At 74.2% G+C, this 21,699-nt stretch carries 17 protein-coding genes and 1 pseudogene; 11 read left to right on the forward strand and 7 right to left on the reverse strand.

Annotated features, from left to right (window positions below):
* Nucleotides 1–145: 145 nt before the first annotated feature.
* Together GC089_RS08465 and GC089_RS08470 are read right to left on the reverse strand one after the other, a co-directional pair.
* The gene (locus GC089_RS08465; RefSeq protein ID WP_155377326.1) at nucleotides 146–664 is read right to left on the reverse strand and encodes a hypothetical protein; all 519 of its coding nucleotides are present in this window, start codon (nucleotides 662–664) and stop codon (nucleotides 146–148) included.
* A gap of 143 nt (nucleotides 665–807) precedes the next feature.
* Entirely contained in the window at nucleotides 808–2,049 is a 1,242-nt protein-coding gene (locus tag GC089_RS08470; protein ID WP_155379048.1) for a glycoside hydrolase family 27 protein, read from the reverse strand.
* Between the two features lie 155 nt (nucleotides 2,050–2,204).
* Here GC089_RS08470 and GC089_RS08475 point away from each other — a divergent pair, with 155 nt between their 5' ends.
* From GC089_RS08475 to GC089_RS08485, 3 genes are all read left to right on the forward strand, one after another.
* On the forward strand, nucleotides 2,205–3,227 hold the full coding sequence (locus tag GC089_RS08475) for a LacI family DNA-binding transcriptional regulator (RefSeq protein WP_155377327.1): 1,023 nt from the start codon (nucleotides 2,205–2,207) through the stop codon (nucleotides 3,225–3,227).
* Complete coding sequence (locus GC089_RS08480; protein WP_155377328.1) at nucleotides 3,224–4,225, forward strand: LacI family DNA-binding transcriptional regulator; 1,002 nt, start codon at nucleotides 3,224–3,226, stop codon at nucleotides 4,223–4,225. The genes GC089_RS08475 and GC089_RS08480 overlap by 4 nt, the downstream gene beginning before the upstream one ends.
* 342 nt (nucleotides 4,226–4,567) lie before the next feature.
* The gene (locus tag GC089_RS08485) at nucleotides 4,568–6,214 is read left to right on the forward strand and encodes an extracellular solute-binding protein (RefSeq protein ID WP_155377329.1); all 1,647 of its coding nucleotides are present in this window, start codon (nucleotides 4,568–4,570) and stop codon (nucleotides 6,212–6,214) included.
* Here the strand turns inward: GC089_RS08485 and GC089_RS19015 are convergent.
* The gene (locus tag GC089_RS19015) at nucleotides 6,211–6,780 is read right to left on the reverse strand and encodes a hypothetical protein (protein WP_230685154.1); all 570 of its coding nucleotides are present in this window, start codon (nucleotides 6,778–6,780) and stop codon (nucleotides 6,211–6,213) included. The two genes, GC089_RS08485 and GC089_RS19015, sit on opposite strands and share 4 nt — an antisense overlap.
* 30 nt (nucleotides 6,781–6,810) lie before the next feature.
* Here GC089_RS19015 and GC089_RS19020 point away from each other — a divergent pair, with 30 nt between their 5' ends.
* The 6 genes from GC089_RS19020 to GC089_RS08515 all read left to right on the forward strand — a co-directional run bounded on the left by GC089_RS19020 (nucleotide 6,811) and on the right by GC089_RS08515 (nucleotide 13,875).
* Nucleotides 6,811–7,302, forward strand: a complete 492-nt coding sequence (locus GC089_RS19020) for an ABC transporter permease subunit (RefSeq protein WP_230685155.1) — start codon at nucleotides 6,811–6,813, stop codon at nucleotides 7,300–7,302.
* A 23-nt stretch (nucleotides 7,303–7,325) separates the two neighbouring features.
* Complete coding sequence (locus GC089_RS08495; RefSeq protein ID WP_155377330.1) at nucleotides 7,326–8,243, forward strand: carbohydrate ABC transporter permease; 918 nt, start codon at nucleotides 7,326–7,328, stop codon at nucleotides 8,241–8,243.
* Nucleotides 8,243–8,917 (forward strand): YesL family protein, encoded by a 675-nt coding sequence (locus GC089_RS08500; RefSeq protein ID WP_155377331.1) that lies wholly within the window; start codon nucleotides 8,243–8,245, stop codon nucleotides 8,915–8,917. Before GC089_RS08495 ends, GC089_RS08500 begins: the two co-directional genes overlap by 1 nt.
* On the forward strand, nucleotides 8,914–10,953 hold the full coding sequence (locus GC089_RS08505) for a TIM-barrel domain-containing protein (RefSeq protein ID WP_196250870.1): 2,040 nt from the start codon (nucleotides 8,914–8,916) through the stop codon (nucleotides 10,951–10,953). The genes GC089_RS08500 and GC089_RS08505 overlap by 4 nt, the downstream gene beginning before the upstream one ends.
* 110 nt (nucleotides 10,954–11,063) lie before the next feature.
* Nucleotides 11,064–13,412 carry a beta-L-arabinofuranosidase domain-containing protein gene (locus GC089_RS08510; RefSeq protein ID WP_155377332.1) on the forward strand — a complete coding sequence of 783 codons (2,349 nt, stop codon included), beginning with the start codon at nucleotides 11,064–11,066 and terminating at the stop codon, nucleotides 13,410–13,412.
* 79 nt (nucleotides 13,413–13,491) lie between these two features.
* Nucleotides 13,492–13,875, forward strand: coding sequence for an OsmC family protein (locus GC089_RS08515; protein WP_155377333.1), 384 nt, complete (start codon nucleotides 13,492–13,494; stop codon nucleotides 13,873–13,875).
* A gap of 84 nt (nucleotides 13,876–13,959) precedes the next feature.
* On the opposite strand, the gene GC089_RS08520 is transcribed toward GC089_RS08515, so the two are convergent.
* A complete protein-coding gene (locus GC089_RS08520; protein ID WP_155377334.1) occupies nucleotides 13,960–15,660 on the reverse strand; it encodes a catalase in 1,701 nt (566 codons plus the stop codon).
* A 543-nt stretch (nucleotides 15,661–16,203) separates the two neighbouring features.
* On the opposite strand from GC089_RS08520, the gene GC089_RS08525 reads away from it, so the two are divergent.
* Nucleotides 16,204–16,353, forward strand: coding sequence for a hypothetical protein (locus GC089_RS08525; protein ID WP_155377335.1), 150 nt, complete (start codon nucleotides 16,204–16,206; stop codon nucleotides 16,351–16,353).
* 171 nt (nucleotides 16,354–16,524) lie between these two features.
* Here GC089_RS08525 and GC089_RS08530 read toward each other — a convergent pair whose 3' ends face one another.
* The 3 genes and pseudogenes from GC089_RS08530 to GC089_RS08540 form a co-directional block, all read right to left on the reverse strand.
* Nucleotides 16,525–17,034, reverse strand: a complete 510-nt coding sequence (locus tag GC089_RS08530) for a hypothetical protein (protein WP_155377336.1) — start codon at nucleotides 17,032–17,034, stop codon at nucleotides 16,525–16,527.
* 66 nt (nucleotides 17,035–17,100) lie between these two features.
* Nucleotides 17,101–18,176, reverse strand: a pseudogene (locus tag GC089_RS08535) (DNA polymerase IV).
* A gap of 67 nt (nucleotides 18,177–18,243) precedes the next feature.
* Nucleotides 18,244–20,445, reverse strand: coding sequence for a hypothetical protein (locus GC089_RS08540; RefSeq protein ID WP_155377337.1), 2,202 nt, complete (start codon nucleotides 20,443–20,445; stop codon nucleotides 18,244–18,246).
* A gap of 240 nt (nucleotides 20,446–20,685) precedes the next feature.
* Between GC089_RS08540 and GC089_RS19735 the strand changes: the two genes are divergently transcribed.
* A complete protein-coding gene (locus tag GC089_RS19735; protein ID WP_155377338.1) occupies nucleotides 20,686–21,675 on the forward strand; it encodes a LacI family DNA-binding transcriptional regulator in 990 nt (329 codons plus the stop codon).
* The last annotated feature ends 24 nt before the right edge of the window (nucleotides 21,676–21,699 follow it).

The following is a 21,699-nucleotide window of genomic DNA, read 5'->3' on the forward strand; positions in this document are numbered from 1 at the left end:
CTCGGGAGTTCCGAGAACACCGGTACTCCAACCGCTCCAGGTGACCGCGAATTACGAGACCGCCGGACTCGCGACCGAACGGTCGGTGAACAGTGGCGGGAGCGACGCGCTCGAGACGCCGGAGGCGGGGGCTGCTGCACCCAAATCAGCGGCCGCCCGCACCGGTGCCGTCGACCGGGAGCGTCCGCCCGCGACCCGACGTGAGGCTCACCCGGAGCCGTTCGAACCAGCGGCGCTGGACGACGAGGAGGTCGCGACGGACCGCGCCGGCGCAGGCGTCGAGCACCCGGTCCCGGTCGAGGGTCCCGTCGGCGACCAGCAGCTCGATGCTCGTTCGCCAGCCCTGGCCGGGCTCACCGCGGTAGCGGTCGAGGTACGCCAGGTTGACGCGAGCGGACCCGGGCACCTCGAAGATGCGCCAGGACGTCGTCTCCCGCAGCTCGTCGTCCTCCCGGAGGGCGTCGCACACGAGCGAGGCGTCGAGACCGCCTCCCAGCGCGTTGACCATGGCGAGCACGTACTCGTCGTCGTGCTCGAGCGAGTACTCACCGTGACGCTCGCGCCACCGCACGACCTGGAAGTACGGCTCCCACACCTGTGTCGTGGCCAGCGCGTGGACGAGGCCGCGGCCCGTCCCGTCGCCCATCCGGTCCAGGTCGGGCACGAGGTGCCGAAGGTGTCGAGGCGCCTTCGACGGTGACGCTCCGAGGGCCCGCCGCACGCGCGCCATGCTAGGTGTGCGACGGGGGTGCCGGCCGTGACGTCGCCGTGCCGGCGCCCACGGTGACGGGCGCCGACACGGTGGAGTCAGGCGGGGTCGAGGCGCAGCAGACGCGTGCCGTGCGGCTCCACGGCCAGCCGCAGCCAGTCGCCGTCCGTCGCGACCGGCTCCCCGGACCACAGGTCCGTCGCCCGCCACCCGCGGGCGGCTCCGACGTTGCCGAGCTGCACGTCGACCACGGCCGGTGCGTCGCCGAGGTGGAAGACGGCGGCGTACCGAGCGGGGGACGTGGTCGACCGTGCACCCCACAGGACCAGCTCGCCCTCGCGCAGCACCTCCCGGTTGTCCGTGGAGTGGCGCAGCACGTCCAGGACGGCGTCGTTCGTGAGCAGCGCGATCGTCTCGGGCGACGACGTCGGCAGGTCCCCGCCCATCATGAGCGGCGAGCGGGCCATGACCCACAGCGTCACGAGCGTGCGCTGCTCGGCGGCGGCGAGCAGGCTGTGGCGGTCCTCGCCCCGCTCGGCGCGGATGCCGATGTGGCCCAGCGGCAGCATGTCACCGTCCGGCCATCCCGCCGGCGACGCGAACGGCGCCCACCGCGCCAGGCGTGCGAAGTTCGCCTCGACGTCCTGCCACCGGTCCCACAGGTCGTCGCAGACGCGCCACATGGTCGCGTGCGCGCGCAGGTGCTCGAGCCGCGTGGTCGCGACGTCCCGCCCGGGGGACAGGCTGAGCTCGATCGGCCGCCCGCTGCGCAGGATCGCCAGGGCGTAGGCCTCGATGTCCGCCCGGCGGTACGGCCAGAGCATGTCGTCGGCCTTGACGAAGTCCACGCCCCATCCGGCCAGCTGCGCGACGGCCGAGTCGTAGTACGCCTGGGCGGCCGGGTGGCTGTGGTCGAGGCCGTCGTTGTCCGGGTTCCACTCGCACCGCTCGCCGGGGTCGGCGACGTCGCGGGCGGTCGCGTCGGTGCCGAGGACCGGGAGGTCGCGTTCGGTGGCGACCCGCGGGATGCCCCGCATGACGTGGACGCCGAAGCGCAGGCCGAGCGCGTGCACGCGGTCGGCCAGCGGACCGAAGCCGGCGCCGCCGGCGGCCGACGGGAAGCGGTTCGGTGCGGGCTGCGGACGGCCGTGGTCGTCGACGACGAGGGGCGCGCCCGCGTTGTAGCCGTGCGAGCGTGCCGTCGGGTCGGACCACGAGATGTCGACGACGACGGTGTCCCACCCGTGGGGCAGGAGGTGCTCGGCCATGAACTCGGCGTTCGCGAGCACCTCGTCCTCGGTCACGGTCGTGCCGTAGCAGTCCCAGCTGTTCCAGCCCATCGGCGGCGTCGTCCGCGGTGCCGGCCAGCCCGCGGACGGGGCGCGGGCGGGGTCGGGACGCGTGGTCAGGGGCTCGGCGCGGTCCTCGTCGACCATGCGGGTTCCTCCTCGTCTCGTCCCGCAGGCTAACCGGACCCGGCACCTATGCTGTGCCGGTGGCCCCCACCGCTCGCGACGTGGCCGCCCTGGCGGGCGTCTCGGTGAAGACCGTGTCGCGGGTGGTCAACGGCGAGCCGCACACCCGTCCCGAGGTCGTGCAGCGGGTGACTGCGGCGATGGCGGAGCTCGGCTGGACGCCCAGTGCGACCGCCCGCAGCCTGCGCACCCGCCGCACCGGTCTGGTCGGGATCGGCGTGGCCGAGCTGCGCCGGCCGTACCTGGCGACCCTGGTCGAGGCGCTCGTCGCGGAGGCGGACCGGTGCGGCATCCCCGTCGCCGTCGAGCCCACCCACGGCGACCCCGAGCGGACCCGTGCGCTGGTCGACGCGCGCGGCCGCGTGTTCGACGGCCTCGTGCACATCGGCCCGCCACCCGCCGCGATCGCGCTCCCCGGGGCGCTCACCGACCGGCCGGTCGTCGTCGTCCAGGGCGGGGCGGCCGTCGACGGGGTGGACCGCGTGGACGAGGACGTCGACGAGGCGATGGCGCTCGCGGCGCGGCACCTGGCCGTGATGGGGCGCCGACGGCCGGTGCTGCTGGGCGGCGACCGGGCGCGGCGCCCGGACGAGGACCCGCACGCACCGTCCGCCGCGATGCGGGCGGCGCTCGCGGGCGCGCGGCTCGACCCCGACGTCGTGCCGGTCGTGCCGGTCGAGGGCGTCGCGGACCGACGAGCGGGCGCGGACGCCGCCCGTCGTGCCGTGGCGGAGCATCCCGGGCTCGACGCGCTCCTGTGCCTCAACGACGAGGTGGCGCTCGGCGCGCTCGCCGCCCTGAGCGCCCTCGGCGTCGACGTGCCTGGCCGCGTCGCGGTCGTGGGGCACGACGACCTGGACGACGGCCGGTTCTCGACGCCGTCGCTCACCACGGTCGACCCGGGGCCCGCCCGGTTGGCGCGCGTGGCGCTGGAGCTGCTCGGCGACCGGCTGGCGGGACGCGGGCCGCAGCAGCCGCGGGCCGTCACGCTGCCGGTGCACCTCGTGCGGCGCGAGTCCACGCTCGGCGAGGTCGCGCCGTGAGGCGTCCGACGCTCGCCGACGTCGCCGCGGTCGCGGGCGTGTCGGCGAAGACCGTCTCGAACGTGCTGCTGGGACGCAACGAGGTGTCCGAGGCGACGCGACGGGTGGTGCTCGCCGCGGTCGCGGAGAGCGGCTACGAGGTGAACCTGGCCGGCCGTGGTCTCGCGTCCGGGCGCACGGGGCGCGTCGCCGTCGTGGTGCCGAACGTCTACCAGCCGTACTTCGCCGAGCTCGCCGAGCGCCTCATCCTCGCGCTCGAGCAGCACGGCCTGACGACGATGCTGCGGATCGGGCACGACGAGGCGGCCGAGCGCGAGGCGGTGCTGGGCCCGCGCACCCGCGACGTGGACGGCGTGGTCTTCTGCCCGCACTTCGTCCCCGACCCGGACGACGTCGCGACGCCGCCGCGTCCCGTCGTCCAGCTCGGCGGCCCGCCCACGCGCAGGTGGGACTGCGTCGTGATGGGGGAGCGCGAGGGCGGGGAGGCCATCACCCGCCACCTGCTGGAGACGGGCAGGCGACGCATCGCGGTCGTCTGGAACGGCGCCCCCGGTGCGACGCCGACGGACGACCGGTTCGCGGGCTACCTCGCGGCGCTCGAGGCGTTCGGCGTGCCGCACGACCCCGCGCTCGTCGTGTCGGGGTCCGACTGGGACCGGCGCGCCTCCGGGTACGAGGCGATGGTCGGGCTGCTGCGCTCGGGCGCGTCCTTCGACGCGGCGCTGTGCGTCAACGACGCGATCGCGGCGGGCGTGCTGCGCGCGCTGCACCGCCACGGCGTGCGCGTCCCGGACGACGTGGCCGTGACCGGGTTCGACGACACCGACGAGGGCGAGTTCACCGTCCCCGCGCTGTCCTCGGTCAGCCCGCAGCAGGAGGAGATGGTCGCGCACGCGGTCGCGATGCTCCTCGAGCGCATGGCCGGTCACGACGGCCCGCCCCGTGAGGTGCGCACCGGGGCGCACGTGGTGCTGCGGGCCTCGTCCGCGACGTCCTGACCTGCGGTGCCGTCCCACGGGCGACGGCGGTGCCGCCACTCGCCCGCGGCCGTGGTGCCGAGGCCCCGACCGGCGTCGGGGCGGTGCGCGCCGCGCCCCCGGGGCGATCCGGACGAAACCCCGTCCTTGTCTCGCTATTGACAACGCTGAAGTAGCGCGGCCACGATCGACCCGCGCCCACGAGGACGCACGGCTCGCACCGCACCACCAGCACGACGGCCGCCCCGTCCCGGGCCGCACGTCGCGCACCCGCCGGCCCGGCACCGTCGCCGGGCGCGGTCCCCGCGCCGGTCGTCCGGTGCGTCGCAGCCGTCACCGCACGCCCGTCTCGAGGAGGAGACCATGGCTCGCACCACCCGCTCCCGGCGGACCCGCACGCCGGGCCAGGCGCACGGGCGCCGCACGCTCACGACGACGACGGTCGCCGTCGCCGCGTCCGCCCTGGTCCTCGCGGGCTGCACGGGCGGCGACGACGACGGCGGGGAGGCCACGGGGGGCGGCGGCGAGGAGCTGAGCGTCCTCGTCGTCAAGCACCCGCTCACCCGCGCGATGACCGACATGGCGTGGGTCGCCGAGCTCGAGGAGGCGGCGGACGTCTCGATCTCCTGGGAGGAGGTCACGGCGGACTGGGACCAGAAGAAGTCGACGATGCTCGCCGCCGGGGACACCCCCGACCTCATCATCGGCGTCAACGCGATCACCGACGCCGACCTGGCGACCTTCCGCACGCTGTTCGAGGACCTGAGCGACGACCTCGACGCCATGCCGAACGTCCGCGCGATGCTCGAGGAGGTCGACGGCGCGAAGGAGATGGCCACCCAGGCGGACGGTGCCGTCTACGCGCTGCCGAGCTGGAAGGAGTTCTGGCCGCAGGCGATCACGCGGCAGTACATCAACCAGCAGTGGCTGGACAACCTGGGCCTGGCGATGCCGACCACGTGGGACGAGCTGTACGACGTCCTGGTCGCCTTCGAGGAGCAGGACGCGAACGGCAACGGCGACCCGGCCGACGAGATCCCGTTCGACTGGTCGCCGGTCGGGACCACCGGCTACGGCTACTTCCAGCCGACCGCGCTGCTCGGGAGCCTGGGCCTGCCGATCACCGGCGGCGGGGGTGCGGGCTACTTCGTCGAGGACGGCGAGGTCGGCAACTTCCTCGCAGACGAGCGGTGGAAGGAGGTGCTGACCTTCCTCAACCGCGCCTACGAGGCCGGGCTGGTCAACCAGGACGTCATCACGCAGGACTACTCGGCCTACCAGTCGGTCGCGCGCGGCTCCGGCGACACCGCGGCCGTCGGCTTCAGCTGGGGCTGGACCGCGTCCGACCGGTTCGGCGCCCGGCTCGCCCCCCAGTACACGTCGATGGCCCCGCTGCTGGCCGAGGAGGGGCAGGACGAGCCCCTCACGTGGAGCTACGACTTCGAGAACCTCACCGCGAACCACGTCGTCGTGTCCGCGCAGTCGGACGCGAAGGACGCGGCCCTGCGGGTGGTCGACGCGTTCTACGACCAGGACATGTCGGTCCAGGTGCTGTTCGGCGACTTCGGCACCAACGTCGAGAAGGTCGACGACGACACCTACCGGGTGCTGCCGCCCGCGGACGGCACGAGCGACCCGTCGAGCTGGAAGTGGACGTCGACGCTGGCGGACTTCGGCCCCATGTGGATCCGCGAGGGGATCGACCTGTCGTTGCCCGCCGACCTGGCCGAGGCGGTCGAGCAGAGCGAGCCGCTCGAGGAGGCCGTCGCGAACGTCGACCCCGACGAGGACGTCCTGCCGCCCTACCTGAAGATGAGCACCGAGGACCTGAGCACCCTGGCGCTCAACAACTCCACGATCCTCAACCTCACCCAGACCAAGTTCGCGGAGTTCGTCACCGCCGGCGGCATCGAGGAGGGCTGGGACGCCTACGTCGCCCAGCTCGAGGCCTCGGGGCTGCAGCAGAACGTCGACCTCTACCAGAAGTACTACGACGAGTCGCAGGGCTAGCCCGGTGCCGGCGTGGTGGCGGGCAAGCGCCCGCCACCACGCCCGCCCGGGACGGGCCGGGACCCGCGACGGCGCGGGTCGGGAGACGAGGAAGGGGGTGGTGTCGTGGCGGTGAGCGTGGACGAGACCGCGGCGCGGGTGCCGGGCACGACGCCGGTCCGGCCGGCGATGCGGACCGGGCGTGGCCGGGTCCTCTCGGGGCACCTGCGCACGAAGTGGCAGCTGTGGGTCATGCTCGCGCCGGCGATCGTCGTGACCGTCGTGTTCGCGTACGTCCCGATGTACGGGATCCAGCTCGCGTTCCGGGAGTTCGACTTCGCCGCGGGCCTGACCGGCGGCGAGTGGGTGGGCCTGAAGTACTTCACGCAGTTCTTCGAGAGCCCGCTGTTCTGGACCCTGATCCGCAACACGGTCGCGATCAGCCTCACGACCCTCGTGGTCGGGTTCGTCGCCCCGATCCTGCTCGCGCTCACCGTGAACCAGATCGTCGGTCCGCGGCGCAAGCGGTTCACGCAGACCGCGACGTACCTGCCGCACTTCATCTCGATCGTCGTCGTGGTCGGCATGCTGCAGGTGTTCCTGTCGCCGACCTCGGGGTGGTCCCGAACTTCCTGTCGCTGTTCGGCGTCACCGGCACGAACTTCCTGGGCGACCCCGACGCGTTCGTGCCGGTCTACGTCATCTCGGAGGTGTGGCAGCACTGCGGGTGGAACAGCATCATCTACCTCGCCGCGCTCTCCAGCATCGACACCCACCTGTACGAGGCGGCGCGCGTCGACGGCGCGAGCCGCCCGCAGATCATCCGGCACATCGACCTGCCCGCCCTCGTGCCGACGATGGTCGTGCTGTTCATCCTCAACATGGGCGGGGTGCTCAACGCGGGCTTCGAGAAGATCTTCCTGATGCAGAACCCGCTCAACCTGCAGGCGTCGGAGGTCATCTCCACGTACGTCTACAAGATCGGCATCCTGCAGAGCCAGTTCAGCTACTCGACGGCCATCGGCCTGTTCAACACGGTCATCAACTTCGCCTTCCTGGTGCTGACGAACCAGCTCGCCAAGAAGTTCGCGAACACGAGCCTGTGGTGACCGGGCGAGGACGGGGGACCACGATGACGACGACGTCGCGGCCGCACCTGCGGCACCGCACGCCCGGCGACCTGCTGTTCTCGATCGCGCTCGGCACGACCGTCGCGCTCGTGCTGTTCGCGACGGTCTACCCGATCTGGTTCGTGACCGTCGCCTCCGTCAGCGACCCCACGATGGTCGCGACCGGGCGGGTGTGGCTGTTCCCGCAGGGGTTCAGCCTGTTCGGGTACGAGCAGATCCTCGCCGACGACCGCATCTGGACCGGGTACCGCAACACGCTGCTGTACACCGTGGTCGGCACCGCGCTGAACCTCGTGGTGACCCTGCCGGCGGCGTACGCGCTCTCGCGCCGGGAGTTCGCTCCGCGCAAGCCGCTCATGTTCTTCTTCGCGTTCACCATGTTCTTCAGCGGCGGGCTGATCCCGACCTACCTGCTCTACCGCGACCTGAACCTGCTGGACAACTGGCTGGTGTTCGTCATCCCGTCCGCGCTGAACGTCTACAACCTCATCATCGCGCGGGCGTTCTTCGAGCACTCGTTGCCCGAGGAGCTGTTCGAGGCGGCGACGCTCGACGGCGTCGGCTACTTCCGGTTCTTCCTGTCGATGGCGCTGCCGCTCTCGAAGGCGATCATCGCGGTGATCGGGCTGTACTACCTCGTGCAGCACTGGAACGACTTCTTCACGGGCCTGATCTTCGTGCGCGACTACGACAAGCAGCCGCTGCAGATCGTGCTGCGGGACATCCTGCTGTCCAACCAGGCCTTCGCGGGCGGTGCCGGCGGCGCCGGGGGATCCAGCGGCGGGGAGTACGCGCAGCAGTTCGCCGACCAGATCAAGTACGGCGTCATCATCGTCTCGACGCTGCCGGTGCTGCTCGTCTACCCGTTCATCCAGAAGTACTTCGAGAAGGGCGTCATGGTCGGGTCGGTGAAGGGCTGATGGGTCGCGTGCTCGGGTGGCACACCCGCGTCGGGGACCTGGGTCTTCGCCTGCTCGTGCTGCACCTGCTGTGGATCGCCTGGACGCTGCGGGGCGGCGTCGTGCTCGGCCTGCTCCCGGCCACCGCGGCCGTGCAGGCGGTCGTGCGGCGGGACGTGCTGCACGGCACGGACGACCCGGACCGGGGCCCGCTGCGGCAGGAGTTCGCCGCGGCCTGGCGCCGCGAGCTCGTCCCGGCCAACGTCCTCGGGTACGTCGTGGCCGGCGGGTGGGCCGTGCTGCTCCTCGACCGGCGGCTGCTCGGCGTCGCGGACCTCGGCGTTGCCGGGCCGGTCCTGGCCGGGCTGCTGACGGTGCTCACCGTGGTCGCCTTCGCCGTCACGGCCGTGCTGCCGGCGCTCGCCGCGCACTTCGACGAGGGGCCGGCTCGTCTGCTGCGGCGGGCCCTCGTGCTCGTGGCGGCGCGCCCGGCCCACGCGCTGGCGCACACCGTGGTCGTGGGTGCGGTCCTGTGCCTGTACTACCTCGTCCCCGGGCTCGTGCCGGTGCTCGGCGTCGCGCTGCCCGCCTACCTGTCGTTCACGACGCTGTGGGGCAGCGGCGTGCTGCCGGCGCCCGCACGCCCCGCCGCGCCGCGACCCGTCCCGTCCCACCTGGCGAGGAGAGCCACGTGACCCGGCCGTTCGACGTGCACGCCGCCACCCTCGTCTGGCGCGGGGGCGGCGAGACCCTGGTCGTCGAGCCGTGGGGGAGCGACAGCGTGCGGGTGCGTTCCGCGCTGGGCGACGTGGTCGACGCCGACTGGGCGCTCCTGCCGCCGGACCCGGCCGCGCACGCCGACGCCGCGGTCGTCGTGGACGGCGACCGTGCGACCCTGACGAACGGGCGGCTGCGGGTGGTCGCGACCGCGTCCAGCGGCACGGACTGGCAGACCGGGGCACTCGCCCACGACTGCCGCCTCGCGTTCGAGGACGCCGACGGCCGACCCCTGTTCTCCGAGGTGGGCACGGGGGGCGCGCTCAAGGTGCGCGCGCGCACCTACCGCCCGCTGCCCGGCGGCGGCGTCCGCGCGGGCCTCGCCCTCGCCGCCCCTGCGGACGAGCACCTGGCGGGGATGGGCCAGTACCAGCAGGACATGCTCGACCTCAAGGGCTCCACGCTCGAGCTGGCGCAGCGCAACTCGCAGGCGAGCGTGCCGTTCGTCGTCTCGAGCGCGGGCTACGGGTTCCTGTGGCACAACCCCGCGGTCGGGCGCGCGACGTTCGGCGCGAACCGCACCGAGTGGGAGGCCGAGAGCTGCCGGCAGATCGACTACTGGGTCACCGCGGGCGCGACGCCCGCCGACATCAGCCGGCGGTACGCGCAGGCCACCGGGCACGCGCCGATGATGCCCGAGCACGGGCTGGGCTTCTGGCAGTGCAAGCTGCGCTACTCCAGCCAGGCCGAGCTGCTCGCGGTGGCGCGCGAGCACGTCGGGCGCGGCCTGCCGCTCGACGTGATCGTCGCGGACTTCTTCCACTGGCCCCACCTGGGGGACTACCGGTTCGAGGACGAGTTCTGGCCGGACCCGGCGGCCATGGTCGCCGAGCTGCGCGAGCTGGGCGTCGAGCTCATGGTCTCGGTCTGGCCCCAGGTGTCGCTCGACTCGGAGAACTTCGCCGAGATGGCGCAGCGCAACCTGCTCGTGAGCGCGAACCGCGGCATCGACGTGCAGATGTGGTTCGGTGGCCCGAGCCGGTTCGTCGACGTCACGAACCCGCAGGCCCGGGCGTTCCTGTGGGACCGCTGCCGGGAGGGGTACGCGCGGCACGGCGTCCGGCTGTTCTGGCTCGACGAGGCCGAGCCGGAGTACGGCGTCTACGACCTGGACGCCTACCGGTACCACCAGGGTCAGGCCCTCGAGGTCGGCAACCTCTACCCGCAGGCGTTCTCGCGCGCGTTCTGGGAGGGGCAGACGGCGGACGGGGAGACCGAGGTCGTCAACCTCGTGCGGTGCGCGTGGGCCGGGTCCCAGCGGTACGGCGCGCTCGTGTGGTCGGGGGACATCCACTCCGACTTCCCGACGCTGCGCCGCCAGGTCGTCGCCGGCGTCCACATGGGCGTGGCCGGCATCCCGTGGTTCACGACCGACATCGGCGGCTTCGGGGGCGGGCGCACCGACGACCCCGCCTTCCACGAGCTGCTGGTCCGCTGGTTCCAGGTCGGGACCTTCCTGCCGGTGATGCGCCTGCACGGGGACCGGGTCCCCGCGAGCCCCGTCCGCGCGGCCGACGGCTCGCCGCGCAACCCCACCGGCGCGGGGAACGAGCTGTGGTCGTTCGGCGACGACGTGTACGACGTCCTCGCCCGGTACGTGCACCTGCGGGAGGACCTGCGCGACTACACGCGTGGGCTCATGGCCGCCGCCCACGCCGACGGGCAGCCGGTGATGCGCGGGCTGTTCCACGAGTTCCCGGACGACCCCGAGGCGTGGCGGGTCGCCGACCAGTACCTCTACGGACCCTCGCTGCTGGTGGCACCGGTGCTCGAGGCGGGCGCCACGGCACGCCGCGTGTGGCTGCCGGCCGGCGCGCGGTGGACCTCGCTGGTCACGGGCGACGTCCACGAGGGCGGCCGCTGGGTCGACGTCGACGCGCCGCTCGCCACGGTGCCGGTGTTCGCCCGCGACGGCGCCCTGGCGCACCTGGTGGGCCGCATCCCGCCGGCGTGACCTGCCGGGTCGCGTGCCGTCGCGTCCCCCGTCGCGCACGCACCCCCGCACCGTGTCACGCTCCCGTCGCCGTCCGTCCCCGGACGCGCCCAGCCCCAGGAGGCATCCTCATGCAGCACGTACAGCTGTCGACCGCACCGGCGTCCGGTGCGGCGCCCGCCCCGAGGTCCCCCGGGAGGCGGCGGACGTTCCCCCTGGACGCCGTCCGCCTGCTCGACGGCCCCTTCAAGGACGCGCAGGACGCGGACGTCCGCTACGTGCTGGCGCTCGACCCCGACCGCCTGTGCGTGCCGTACCTGCGCGAGGCAGGGCTGGCGACGGACGCACCGGGCTACGGCAACTGGGAGGGCGACGGCATGGGCGGCCACATGGCCGGCCACTACCTGTCCGCGTGCGCGCAGCTGTGGGCCGCCACGGGCGACCCGCGGCTGCGGGACCGCGTCGAGCAGGTCCTCGACGTCCTCGAGCGGTGCCGGGACGCGGTCGGCACCGGGTACGTCGGCGGCGTCCCGGACGGTGCCCGGCTCGGGGAGGAGCTCGCCTCGGGGGTCGTGGACGCGGACACGTTCAGCCTCAACGGCCGCTGGGTGCCGCTGTACAACCTGCACAAGACGGTCGCGGGCCTGCTCGACGCCGCGACCCACGCCCGCTCGGCGCGGGCCCTCGCGCTCGCGGTGGGATGGGCCGACTGGTGGCTGTCGGTCAGCGGCGCGATGTCCGACGACGACTTCGAGGAGATGCTGACGACGGAGTTCGGCGGCATGGCGGACACGTTCGCGGGCCTCGCGGAGGTCACGGGCCGGGCCGACCTGCTCGCGGAGGCGCAGCGGTTCGCGCACCGCCGGCTGCTCGAGCCGCTCGCGGCGGGGCGCGACGAGCTCGACGGCCTCCACGCGAACACGCAGATCGCGAAGGTGGTCGGGTACGCGCGACTGGCCGCGCTGACCGGCGCGGACCGGTACCGCGACGCGGCGGACACCTTCTGGCGGACCGTGACAGGGCGGCGCACGGTGGCGATCGGCGGCAACAGCGTCCGCGAGCACTTCCACGCCGCGGACGACTTCGCGGCCACGGTGACCGAGCGCCAGGGCCCGGAGACGTGCAACACCTACAACATGCTCAAGCTGACGGCGCTGCGCTTCGACGCCACGGGCGACCCCGCGCTGCTCGACTTCTACGAGCGCGCGACGTTCAACCACGTGCTGTCCTCGCAGCACCCGGTGCGCGGCGGGTTCGTCTACTTCACGCCCCTGCGACCCGCGCACTACCGCGTGTACTCGCAGCCGGGCACGTCGATGTGGTGCTGCGTCGGCTCCGGGATGGAGAACCACGCCACGTACGGCCGCCTCGTCTTCTCCCGCGAGGGCGACGACCTCGCGGTGAACCTGTACCTCGGTGCCGAGCTCGACTGGGCGGAGCGCGGGGTCCGGGTGCGCCTCGAGGCGGACCTGCTGCGCTCGGACACGGCCGTCGTGCGGGTGTCCGCAGCCGAGCCGGTGGAGCTCGGGCTGCGGCTGCGGCGCCCCGGCTGGGCGCACGCGGTCGACGTGTCGGTCGACGGGCTCCCCGCGGAGGCCGTCGAGGACGGCGGCTACCTGGTGGTGCGCCGGACCTGGTCCGGCGACCGGACCGTGACGGTGCGTCTCGCGGCCGGGCTGGCCGCCGAGCCGCTGCCGGACGGGTCGCCCTGGTTCGCGTACCGGTGGGGGCCGGTGGTGCTGGCCGGCCGCGACGGGGTCGACGGGCAGGACGGTCTGCGTGCGGGCGAGGAGCGGATGGGGCACGTCGCGTCCGGGCCGCTGCGTCCCCTCGCGCAGACCCCGGTCGTCGTGGCGCAGGGGGACCCGGCGTGCGCGGCCTCGCTGGTGTCCCGTGACCCGCTGGCCGTGGACCTCACCGCCTGGGCGCCGGGCGCCGACGCGCCCGCCGCAGTGCGGCTCGAGCCCTTCGCGTCCGTCCACGACGAGCGGTACACGGTGTACTGGCCTGTGGGAGCCGACCCGGACGTGCGGCGCGCCGAGCTCGCCGGCCTCGACGCCGCGGAGGCGTCCGAGGCCGTCGTCCTCGACCAGGTGGTCGCGGGGGAGCAGCAGCCCGAGTCCGACCACGCCTTCGCGGGCGAGCGCACGCGCGCGCACGTCGCGGGCAGCACGCGCAGCCGCAGCGCCACCGGCTGGTTCGCGTACACCCTGCGCGACCCCGCCCGTGCGGGCGAGGTCCTGCGGCTGAGCTGGCTTCCCGCGGACCCGGGGGACCGCCGCGCGCACGAGGTCCGCGTCGGTGGTGAGGTGGTCCGGCCCGTCGCGTCCCGGGCGGACGGGGGCGTCGTGCACGAGGACTACGCGGTGGCCGCCGACGCGCGCGACGCCGACGGCCGCGTGCACGTCGCGGTGCACGGCCGGGACGGGCGGGCGACCCCGGAGCTGCTGCGGGTGCTCCTGCTCGCGGGCACGGCCTGACGCACCGGGCCCGCCGCGCGGTCGCAGCCGGCGCGGCCCGGCGGTCGCGCCGGGTGCGCGACGGTGCCAGCCTGGGCGCATGGCGGACCTCTCGCCGCTCGGCGTGTCGGCGTCGGCCGGGACCCTGCGGGGGCCGGGCGTCACCCTCGCGCACGCCTGGACGCCCCAGGGCGTCGCCGCGGACCCCGTCACGAACGGCGCCCAGGTGCTGCACCTGGCCGTCGCCGTCTGCGTGCTGAACGACGTGTACCGCGAGGCGCGCGCGCTCGGGGTCGAGGTGCGCGGCGTGCGGGTCGTCGCCGACGGCGGCTTCGACGAGGCGTGGCGCTCGACGGGCGTCACGTACCGGGTGCAGGTGGACGGCCCGACGTCCGCGGACGCCGAGCGGCTGCTCGCCCGCGTGGACGAGGTGGCCGAGGTGCCCCGCGCGCTGCGGTTCGGCGTACCCGTGGCCCGGGCTTGACGGACGCGCCCGGGGCACCGCGGGCGTGCCCGCGGTGCCCGGTCCGAGCGGCCGCGCCGCCCGTGTCGTCGTCAGCCCGTGTCGTCAGCCCGCCGCGGCCGGCGCCGCGTCGTCGGTGTAGGGCAGGCGGCCGAGCGTGCCGGCCAGGACGTCCTCGGCGGACGCCCGGTGGTTGACGACCGAGCTCGTCCACCGGCCCCACTGGGTGGGGTCGACCACGTCGCCGTTGTGTCCCAGGTTCTCCAGGCGCTTGCGCTCGTCGTCGGTGAGCCGCTGCGTCGGCAGGGGCTCGAGGTGGCGCACGTCGTCGGCGGTCATGCCGAGGCGCTCGCCGACCCGGGTGCCGTAGTCGTCGTGCACCAGGAACAGGTGCCAGAGCATCCGCTCCTGCACGTCGCGCTCGCAGTCGGCCAGCAGCCCGCCGAGGGTCTTCACGAGCTCGTCGCGCTCCCAGTCGTTCATGGTGTTGTACCGGCCCCGGGCCTGGACGTAGTCGTTCGTGCGCTCGAGCGGCGCCTGCGTGAGCTGCCCGCGGATCTCCGGCGGCAGGTTCGGCTGCCGCTCGGCCTCGTGCAGCCCGCCGTGGATCGACGGCTCGTAGTTCACGTGCGGGTTCTGGCCGGGCGCCAGGTCGACGCCGTACGACATCTGCCCGCCGCGCTGGTTGGTGTGCACCCGGCCCTCGCGGCCGCGGGCCTGGTTGACCGGCAGCTGCAGGTAGTTCGGGCCCACCCGGTAGCGCTGGGTGTCGGAGTAGCTGAACGTGCGGCCGACCAGCATCTTGTCGTCCGAGAAGTCCAGGCCGTCCACGATCACGCCCGTGCCCATGGCGATCTGCTCGTTCTCGTCGTGGAAGTCGTCCACGTTGCGGTTCAGCGTCATCGTGCCGACGTGCCGCAGCGGGAACTGGTCCTCGGGCCAGATCTTCGTGTCGTCCAGCGGGTCCCAGTCGAGCTCGGGGTGGTCGTGGTCCTCCATGATCTGCACGTACATGTCCCACTGCGGGAAGTCGCCGCGCTCGATCGCCTCGTACAGGTCCTTGGACGCCGAGCCCAGGTCCTGGCCCTGCACCTTCGCGGCCTCCTCGTCCGTCAGCGAGGCCACGCCCTGGCGCGGGTGCCAGTGGAACTTCACGAGCACCGTCTCGCCGGCGGCGTTCACCATCTTGTAGGTGTTGACCCCGAAGCCCTCCATGTGGCGGTACGTCGCCGGGATGCCGCGCGGGCTGAACAGGTGCGTCAGCATGTGCATCGACTCGGGCGTCTGGCTCATGAAGTCGAAGATGCGGTTCGGCTCCTGCCGGAACGTCACCGGGTCCGGCTTGAGGGCGTGGATGACGTCGGGGAACTTGATCGCGTCGCGGATGAAGAACACGGCCAGGTTGTTGCCGACGACGTCCCAGTTGCCGTCCTCGGTGTAGAACTTCACGGCGAAGCCGCGCGGGTCGCGCGCCACCTCCGAGGAGTCGCGCCCGCCGATCACGGTCGAGAACCGGATCGCGAGCTGCGTCTTCTTGCCCGGCTCGGCGAAGAGCTTGGCCCGCGTGTACGTCGAGGCGGGCTCGTCGCCGATCTTCCCGGTCGCCTCGAACTCGCCGTACGCGACGAACCCGCGCGCGTGCACCACGCGCTCCGGGATCCGCTCACGGTCGAAGTGGCTGATCTTCTCGAGGAAGTGGTAGTTCTCCAGCGTCGCGGGTCCGCGGCTGCCGACGGTGCGCTGGTTCTGGTTGTCCTGGACCGGGTGGCCCTGTCGCGTGGTGAGGGTGCGGTCGTCGTCTGCCATGGGGCTCCATGCCCCCTGGGCAGCCGAACGACGTGCATCGTCTCGGCGGCCGGGGGCGGGTCGCGTCGAACGTGGGGGCGTCTTCGAGGCTAGGTGCGATCCGCGGCGGGCGCCTGCTCGCGGCGGGCGGGGCGCCCCGGCGGGACGTACTCGGGAGCCTGCAGGTCGACGGCGGGCCCAGGGAGAGTCGCCCGCACCTCGAGGAGCTCCCGGGCCCGTCCCGTACCCGGCGCGTGGGGCCGGGTCCGCAGCGCGATGGCCAGGACGGCGAGCGCGTCGGGAGGGCGGTCCGGGGCCGCGGCGCGCGCCGCCGACGGCGGTGAGGAACCTCCACGGACGCGCTCCGCACGGGTGACCGGCGTCGAGGACGTCCTGTCCGAGACGAGGTACGCGGGTGCCGGCTCGGGATCGTCGACCGGCGAGGGCCGCCGGGCGCCGGAGAGGACGCGCCGTGAGCGACGCGGCGATGAACGTTCGGTGTGCGACGAGTGGGACGGGCGTCCAGTGCTGGCGGCCGCCCCGTGCCGCCGCGAGCATACGAGCATGACGAACGCCGTCGAGGTGCTCTGTCCGCGCTGCGGCGCGGAGCCCGGCCAGGTCTGCCGCACGAGTGACCGCGTCGCGCGGCCACCGCACGAGCGGCGGCGGGAGGAGGCGCAGCGCCGCGCCGGTGAGGGCACGGCCGGCTCCTAGCCGGCCCGCACGCGCCGTCCGGCGCCTGTCCGCCTCGCCGCCCGGAACAGGTGGCCGCGGCGTCGGCGGGATCGCTCGGGAGCGTCGCCACCAGGAGGGTCGTCCCGGTGCTCGGGCCGTCGCCGCGCTCCGGGGCGACCGGGCAGGCGGCCGCGCGGTCGGTGCCACCCGTCACGGTCGCCACGCCGCGGCGACCACCACGACGACGCCGACGACCCCGATGCCTCCCGGCAGCGCCGCCCACAGGAGGTGGAGCCGGGCCCGCGTCACGCGGGACCTGGCCTGGTGCCGGCGACGCAGCACCGCGAAGTCCCGGTCGTGCTGCGCCACCGCCTTCGCGCTGATCGCCGACGCCGACCTGCCTCGACCGCCGCTGCGACGCAGGGTCTCGATCTCGTCCCGCGTCGCCTTCATCACCGCGGTGTGCATGCGGTTGCGTTCGTAGTGCTTGAGGCTCAGCACCACGCCGAGCGTGCTGACGAGGACGACGGCGAGCCCCGCCGGCACGTCCGACCGGTTGATCCCGTCGACCCCGACGAACGCGAGGACGGCGGACGCGATGCCCGCCAGGACGCTGGTCGCGCTCGCGCGCAGGGTCTCGTGCTGGCGTGCCTGCTCGGCGTGCTCCTCGTAGAAGCGCCACAGGTCGGCGATCGCCGCCTCCGTGTCCTGGTCGACCATGAGAGCCTCCTTCCCCGGTCCGGCCGTGCTGTCGGAGCGTGCGGCCGCGCGTGCCGGCCGGGTCCGTCAGATGCGCCCGCGCACCGGTGTCCGGTCGCCGCGGTCCGCCCCCGCGGGCATCGCCATCTCGGCGCGCACGCCCAGCAGCCGGACCTCGCGGTCCTCGATCCGGTCCGCGAGCGCCCGCACCGCCGCGGCGACGGCGGCCGGGTCGCGCGTCGGCTCGGGCAGCTTGTGGCTCGCGCCGGTGGTGACGAACGGCGCGTACCGCACCTTGACCGCGACCCGCACGACGGGGCGGCCGTCCGCGGCGACGTCCTCGAGCACCTGGTCGGTGAGCGCGTGCACGGCGGCGCGCACCTGCGCGCGCGTCGTCAGGTTCTCCTGGAACGTCGTCTCTCGCCCGTGACCGCGCGGCACCCAGGGCCGGTCGTCGACGGTGGTGGGCCCGAGGCCCTGCCCGAGCTCGTGGTACCAGACGCCCATGCGCGGCCCGAACTCGGCCACCAGGGCGTCGACGGGTGCGGCGGCGAGCTCGTCGACCGTCGTCACGCCGAGTGCCGCGAGGCGCCGCGACACCTTGGTCCCGACGCCCCACAGCTCGATGGTCGGGCGGCCACCCATGACGGCGGACCAGTTCTCCGCGGTGAGCCGGAACACCCCGGCCGGCTTGCCGTGCTCGGTGGCGATCTTCGCGCGGACCTTGGTGTCGCCGATGCCCACCGAGCTGTGCAGACCGGTCGCCGCGAGCACCGCGCCCTGCGCCTGCCGGGCGAGGGCCTCGGGGTCGTCCGTCACGGCGCCGAGGAACGCCTCGTCCCAGCCCAGCACCTCGACGACCGCGTCGAGCGAGCGCAGCGTCGTCATGACGCGGTCGGACACGGCCTCGTACTCGGCGGCGTCGACGGGCAGGAAGACCGCGTCGGGCAGCTTGCGGGCGGCGACCCGCAGCGGCATCCCGGACCGCACCCCGAAGGCACGGGCCTCGTAGGACGCGGTGGAGACGACGCCGCGCTCGGTGGGGTCGCCCGGCCGCCGACGACGACGGGCCGTCCTGCGAGCTCGGGCCGGCGCAGCACCTCGACGGCCGCGACGAACTGGTCGAGGTCGACGTGCAGCACCCACGGCGTCCCGGCGCCCATGCGCCGAGTGTGCCCGCAACGGGGTGGCGGCGCGCGCGCACCTGCCGCGGCCCTCCTGCCTGCGGCCTCAGGCGGCTCGGCGCTGCCGCCGTGCGAGGACGACCAGCATGCCACCGGCCGCGGCGACCACGAGCGCGAGGCCGGCCGTCGCCCCGACGCGCGCGCCGGTCCGCGCGATCTCGACCGGCAGGGGCGCGGCGGTCGTCGCGCCGCGGCCCGGCGTCCCCGCGGGCGGGGTCACGGCCGCCGGTGCGACGGGCCGGGGGGACGGCGCCGGGTCCGTCGGCCGTGCGCTGGCCCCGGGAGCCGGCACCGCGGCGGCCGCCACGACGACGGTCGCGGTGCCGGGCTCCAGGTCGTATCCCACCTCGTCCCGTGCGGTGACGGTCACCGGGTAGGTGCCGGCCGGGACCGCGCCGGGCGCGTACGTCGCGACGAGCACGCCGGTCACCGGGTCGTAGGTGACGGTCTGCGGCTGCGCGTCCAGCTCACCGAGCACGACGGCGACGGTGTCCGGGTCCAGGGCGTAGGTGCCGGGCTCGATGGTGGCGGTGACGGTGACGGGGTCCGTCTCGGAGAACGTGGCGGCAGGCTGCTGCACGGTGACGACGCCGGGGGTGTGCTCGGCCAGGACCTGCAGGGTGCCGGTCGCGACCTGGCCCTGCCAGGAGCTCGACGTGTCGTAGAGGTAGGCCCGCAGCTCGTAGGTGCCCACGCCCATGCCGTCCTCGTCCAGGTCCTCCGGCCGGACGTGCGTCGTCCAGGTCTCCTCGGCCAGGTCGGGCTGCGTGGTCCAGGTCGTGTGGAGCACCGCGTCACGCCAGACCTCGATGTCCAGCCGCACGTCGTCCGCGTCGGCGGGCACGTCCCCGAGGTCGGTGATGCGTCCCGTGACGTCCCCGCCCGCGGTGAGGTACATCGTGGAGTCGTCCACGGTGGTGGCCGGCGTGAGCAGCGGGACGACGGTCAGGGTGCCCCGCGCGTACTCGCCCTGCCACGTGTGCGCCCCCTCGTACACCTTCACCCGGAGCTCGTAGTCGCCCTCACCCACGCCGAACCGGCTCATGACGTCCGCGTCGAGGTCCATCGACCAGGTGTCCTTCGTGAGGTCCGCGGTGGACCCCAGGCTCACGTACCGACGCCCGTCACGCCACACCTCCACCCAGAGCTGGACGTTGCGCGCGTCGGCCGGGATGTCCCCGAGGTCGGCGACGGTCCCGGTGATCGTGCCGCCGCTGACCAGGCTCGCCGTGGCGGCGTCGACGGTGAGGGTGGGCAGGGCGACGTCGCGGATGGTCGTGGGCACCTCGACGGGCGCACTCTCCCACGAGTGGTCCGCCGCGTACGCCAGAGCGATGATCGCACCGGGACCGAGAGCGAGGTCAGCCGTCGACTGCCCGCTGATGACGACCCGCCAGGTGGACCTCGTGCCGTCGAAGGTGATGGTCGGCACGACACCGCCGCCACCGTGCCGGAGGACGACCGAGATGGTCGCTCCCGCGACGTCGGGGCCGACGTCACCGAGGTCCGCGACGGTTCCGGTGATGACGACGTCCCGGCCACGCACGACCTCGACGCCCTCGTCGACCGTGAGCGTCGGGGGCCGCATCTGGACGATCATCGTGCCGTTCGCCTCGCGGCCGACCGCCCGACCGTCCACGACAAGGCGTGCTCGTACCTCGTACCGGCCGTGCGGCAGCCGCTCACCTCCGAGGTCGACCGACCAGCCCGCGTCTCCCCACTGGTTGATGATGGTGAAGGCGGCCGTGGTCGCCGTCCGCAGTGGGACGCCGTCCTCGAGCACCTCGACCTCGACGTGGGCGCCGCTCAGGTCGGCGTCGCCCACGCGCATCAGCCTGCCGCTCACGACCTGCGGACCCCCGTAGGGGGCCAGCGCGCCGGTGATCCGGACGTCGACCACGCTCAGGTCGTCGCGCTTCGGAGCGACCTCGGCGAGCGGCGCGGGCTGCGGTGCCGCGGACGGCACCGGGACCGGTGCGGCGTTCGGCTCCCCAGCACGCTGCTCCTGCCCCTGCTCCTGCCCCTGCTGCGGCTCCGGCACGGGGGCGGTCTGCTCGACCGGGTGCCCGGAGGCGGGCTCGGGCTCCGGCAGCGGCTGCTCCGGCGGGGGCTGCTCGGCGGGCGCCACCTCCTGAGCGGTGGCCGGGTCGGCCGTCGGCTCGGCGGCGGGAGCGGGTGCGAAGCCGGTCAGGGACAGGGCGACGAGAGGCGCGACGAGGGCGGTGCGTCCTCGGGGGTGCTGGGCCATCGTGGTGGCGGTGCCTTCCTGGGTGTGGTGCCGGGGCCGCGTGAGGATCGATGCAAACGTATTGATCCGGCGGGGCGGGATCATGGGACGAATGGCCCGCCGAGGTGCGCACGAGCAGGCCCGCCCGCCCGCCGTTCCCGGTGGTTGTGACGGGACCCACCGGGTGCTGTTCGCGGGCTGGCGAGCGGTGCGGGTGGTTGCGGTGCCACAGTGGTCGAAGGTCACCGAGGGGGGTGCGCGATGTCGGACGACCGTGTCACCTCTCGTGACGTCGCCCGCGCCGCGGGTGTCTCGCAGAGCACCGTGAGCTACGTGCTCAACCGCACCCCGGGGCAGTCCATCAGCGACGCGACCCGCGAGCGCGTCCTGAGCGCCGCCGCGGAGCTGGGCTACACGCCCTCGGCGGCGGCGAAGGCGCTGCGGAGCGGCAGCAGCGGCGACGTGCTCGTGCTGCTGGCCGACGGCCCGATCGAGGCGGTGCTCATCGGTGTCCTGCAGACGTTCGGCGAGGCTCTCACCCGGTACGGCCACCCCGTGGTCGTGCACCGCCGGACGGCCCACGACGTGGTGGCCCTCGTCCGGGACGTGCGGCCCGCCGCGGTGGTCGACCTCTCGTGCCTGACCCCCGAGGAGCGGGCGGCGGTCGCGGCGACCGGCACGCCGCTGGTGGGCATGGCGCTGGACGGCGCGCACGACCGGACCATGCACATCCCGCAGGACCGCGTCGGCGCGCTGCAGGCCGCGCACCTGGCCGACCGCGGTCACACGCGCATCGGGTACGGGGCGTCGTCCGACCCGCGGTCGGAGCTGTTCATGCGCGGTCGCCTGGCCGGGGTGCGGCGCGAGTGCGCGGCACGCGGCCTGCCCGAGCCCGTCGTCGTCGACGTGCCGCTGTTCCCGGACGCCGCGCGGCGCTCCCTCGAGCGCCTGCGCCAGCGGGACCAGCCCGTCACCGCGGTGTGCGCCTACGACGGCGAGGTGGCGCTCGCACTGGTGGCGGCGGCGAGGGGCCTGGGGCTGCGGATCCCGCGCGACCTGGCGCTGGTCGCCGTCGACGACGAGCCGCTCGTGCGGCTCGCCCTGCCGCCGATCACGACGGTGCGGATCCGGACCCGGGAGATGGGTACCGCCCTCGCGCAGCACGTGATGCGCCGGCTGGCGCCGGAGCTCGGGCTGCCCGAGCCCGACGACGAGGCGTCGGTCGTCCTGGTGCAGCGCGCGACCACCTGACGGCGCCCCGCCGGCCGCCGCGGC

The organism is Cellulomonas sp. JZ18 (assembly GCF_009720485.1).
GTDB lineage: Bacteria > Actinomycetota > Actinomycetes > Actinomycetales > Cellulomonadaceae > Cellulomonas.

Coding starts and splice junctions, on each gene's coding strand:
- GC089_RS08470 (WP_155379048.1), bottom strand. CDS start 2,049: ATGGGCTGGAACAGCTGGGACTGCTACGGCACGACCGTGACCGAGGAC.
- GC089_RS08485 (WP_155377329.1), top strand. CDS start 4,568: ATGGCTCGCACCACCCGCTCCCGGCGGACCCGCACGCCGGGCCAGGCG.
- GC089_RS19015 (WP_230685154.1), bottom strand. CDS start 6,780: ATGCCGACCACGACGACGATCGAGATGAAGTGCGGCAGGTACGTCGCG.
- GC089_RS08495 (WP_155377330.1), top strand. CDS start 7,326: ATGACGACGACGTCGCGGCCGCACCTGCGGCACCGCACGCCCGGCGAC.
- GC089_RS08500 (WP_155377331.1), top strand. CDS start 8,243: ATGGGTCGCGTGCTCGGGTGGCACACCCGCGTCGGGGACCTGGGTCTT.
- GC089_RS08510 (WP_155377332.1), top strand. CDS start 11,064: ATGCAGCACGTACAGCTGTCGACCGCACCGGCGTCCGGTGCGGCGCCC.
- GC089_RS08515 (WP_155377333.1), top strand. CDS start 13,492: ATGGCGGACCTCTCGCCGCTCGGCGTGTCGGCGTCGGCCGGGACCCTG.
- GC089_RS08520 (WP_155377334.1), bottom strand. CDS start 15,660: ATGGCAGACGACGACCGCACCCTCACCACGCGACAGGGCCACCCGGTC.
- GC089_RS08525 (WP_155377335.1), top strand. CDS start 16,204: ATGACGAACGCCGTCGAGGTGCTCTGTCCGCGCTGCGGCGCGGAGCCC.
- GC089_RS08530 (WP_155377336.1), bottom strand. CDS start 17,034: ATGGTCGACCAGGACACGGAGGCGGCGATCGCCGACCTGTGGCGCTTC.
- GC089_RS08540 (WP_155377337.1), bottom strand. CDS start 20,445: ATGGCCCAGCACCCCCGAGGACGCACCGCCCTCGTCGCGCCTCTCGTC.
- GC089_RS19735 (WP_155377338.1), top strand. CDS start 20,686: ATGTCGGACGACCGTGTCACCTCTCGTGACGTCGCCCGCGCCGCGGGT.